2 protein-coding genes are annotated in these 2556 nt (G+C 57.3%); one reads left to right on the forward strand and one right to left on the reverse strand.

The window, feature by feature from the left end; all coding sequences use genetic code 11:
• On the forward strand, nucleotides 1-1743 hold a 1743-nt coding region (locus tag ACESMW_RS19000; RefSeq protein WP_372988524.1), incomplete at its 5' end, for a choice-of-anchor I family protein.
• Nucleotides 1744-1806: 63 nt separating this feature from the next.
• Here ACESMW_RS19000 and ACESMW_RS19005 read toward each other — a convergent pair.
• Nucleotides 1807-2556: NAD(P)/FAD-dependent oxidoreductase (locus ACESMW_RS19005; protein WP_372988525.1), on the reverse strand; the 750-nt coding region annotated here is incomplete at its 5' end.

A 2556-nucleotide genomic window follows, 5' to 3' on the forward strand; every position in this document is an offset into this window, starting at 1 on the left:
ACTTTAGAAGATGAGGCGAATATGGAACTGCGCAAATCCCTCCTTGGTACCGCCATCCTGGCGTCTGTTCTCGGTCTTGCCGGCTGTGATGGCGATGATGGAAATGATGGTGCGCCAGGCACCAGTCAGACCCTGATCGAAATGAACGTACTGGGCAGCTACTCCAGCGGCACATTTGACGAATCCGCCGCGGAAATCGTCGCCCACGATCCGGCCAACCAGCGGCTTTTCGTGATCAACTCCAACGATTCCACTGTGGACGTCCTGGACATCAACGATCCATCCCTCCCGGTAAAGCTGGGTACCATTGACGCTACTGCAGAGGGTGGTCCGGCAAACAGCGTGGCTGTTTACGGCAATACCGTGGCGGTGGCTATTGAAGCAGATCCAAAGACCGATCCCGGTAAGGTTGTTTTTTACAACTCCACTGATTTGGGCAAGATCGGTGAAGTTGTGGTTGGCGCCCTGCCCGACATGGTGACGTTCACCCGCGACGGCCAGAAGGTTCTGGTGGCCAACGAAGGCGAGCCTAACGACGACTATACTGTGGACCCTGAAGGCTCTGTCAGCATCATTGATCTCTCCAGCGGCGTAGCGTCTGCCACCGTAACCACCGCCGGTTTCGGCGGCTTCGATGATGACCAGGCAGAGCTGGAGGCGGCCGGCCTGAGGGTATTCGGCCCCGGCGCCACATTGGCGGAAGACCTGGAGCCGGAATACATCGCCGTATCCATCGACAACACCAAAGCCTGGGTAGCCTTGCAGGAAAACAACGCGGTCGCCGAGCTGGATATCGCTGCCGGTGAAATTACCGCCATTGTGCCGCTTGGCTTTAAGGACCACAGCATCATCGGCAACGAACTGGACGCCAGCAACCGTGACAGCGGTATCAACATCCGCAACTGGCCCGTGAAAGGTATGTACATGCCAGACGCGATCACCAGCTATGGTTACAACGGTAAAACCTACTACATCACTGCTAATGAAGGCGACTCGCGGGATTACGATGGCTTCAGCGAAGAGTTCCGGATCAAGGATCTGGTTCTGGATGCGACTGCCTTTCCGGATGCCGCCACCTTGAAAGAGGATGAAAACCTTGGCCGCCTGAACGTTACTTCCACCCTGGGTGCGGGTGCCAGCTGCGACCCAAGCGACCCGGCCAACGTCACGCTGGATGCGGATAACGAGTACGACAAAAGCTATGTAGAAGACAACTGCGTCTATGAAGAGCTGTACTCCTACGGCGCACGTTCCTTCTCCATCTGGTCTGCCGACGGCACCCGGGTATTCGATAGCGGCAGCGAATTCGAGCGCATCACTGCCAGCCTGATCCCCGACAACTTCAACGGCCAAAACGACGAGAACTCCTTCGATAATCGCTCTGACGACAAAGGTCCGGAGCCGGAAGCCGTGACCGTTGGTGAAATCAACGGCCAGACCTTCGCTTTCATCGGCCTGGAGCGTGTAGGCGGGATCATGGTGTATAACGTCACGAATCCCCAGAATCCGGAGTTCGTCCAGTACCTTAATAATCGGGACTTTTCATTTGATTCTGATGCAGATGAAGATGGCTTTGAAGCGGAAGTTATCGCAGGAAGAGCCGGTGATCTTGGCCCCGAAGGCCTGGCGTTCATTGCCGCCGGCGACAGCCCCAACAGCAAACCCATGCTGGCGGTAGGTAACGAAGTGAGTGGTACCACAACACTCTACGGCATTGATGTTATCGAACTGACTTCGAACTGAGTTCGGGGCCTGAAGGAAACCCGGAAGCACCGTTATCGGTGCTCCCGGGTTTTGTTTTCTGCCTCAGACAGCGGCTTTCAGCGGTGGCACTTCCTGATGCAGGAACCATTTCTCCGTGACCACTTTCCTGGTAAACCAGTGCGAACGCATCAGGCTGCTGGCCAGTGGCTGCTTGACCCAGTCGGGCACTTGCCAGCCCTGTTCTGTGTCAGTAGCCCGATTACCGAAGCGTTCGGCAATGGCATCGCCGTAGACTTGCAAGGACGACGCCGAATAATCCGGCGCACGTCGAATCACATCTGCCGCCATCAAGGCGGATTCGATGGCGGGTCGGATGCCCTCGCCACTCTGGGTATAGGCGAGACCTGCGGAGTCTCCAACCAGCAGAATGCCGTCATCCACCAGTGGTCTTTCCGCGTGGGCATACAACAGATAGGCATGGCCCTTGAACCGGCCTGGCAGATCCGCCGGGATTCGTCCGGCTGATTTCATCTCGTCCACAAATGCCTGCAAATGAACGGTCAGTTTGTGGTTGTCTTCCCGGCCCAGGCCGATGTTCAGGTAGTTACCTTTTCGGAACACCCAGGCATAGCCCTTGAGGTCGCGGCAGAACCAGAGTTCCGGTGTGTCGCCCCGTGCTTCGCATACGGAAGCCTGCTCGGGTGTCATCTCGAACTCGACTTCCTTCGCAGCCACTACGGTCTCGTGGCCTCCAGGTCCCTCGCCCAGCAGTCGCGCTACAGGACAGAAATGGCCGCCGGCACCCACGACCAGGGGCGCCTCCCAGGTGTCATTGACGACCCAGTTACCGTT

This window comes from Marinobacter sp., assembly GCF_041690455.1.
GTDB lineage: Bacteria > Pseudomonadota > Gammaproteobacteria > Pseudomonadales > Oleiphilaceae > Marinobacter.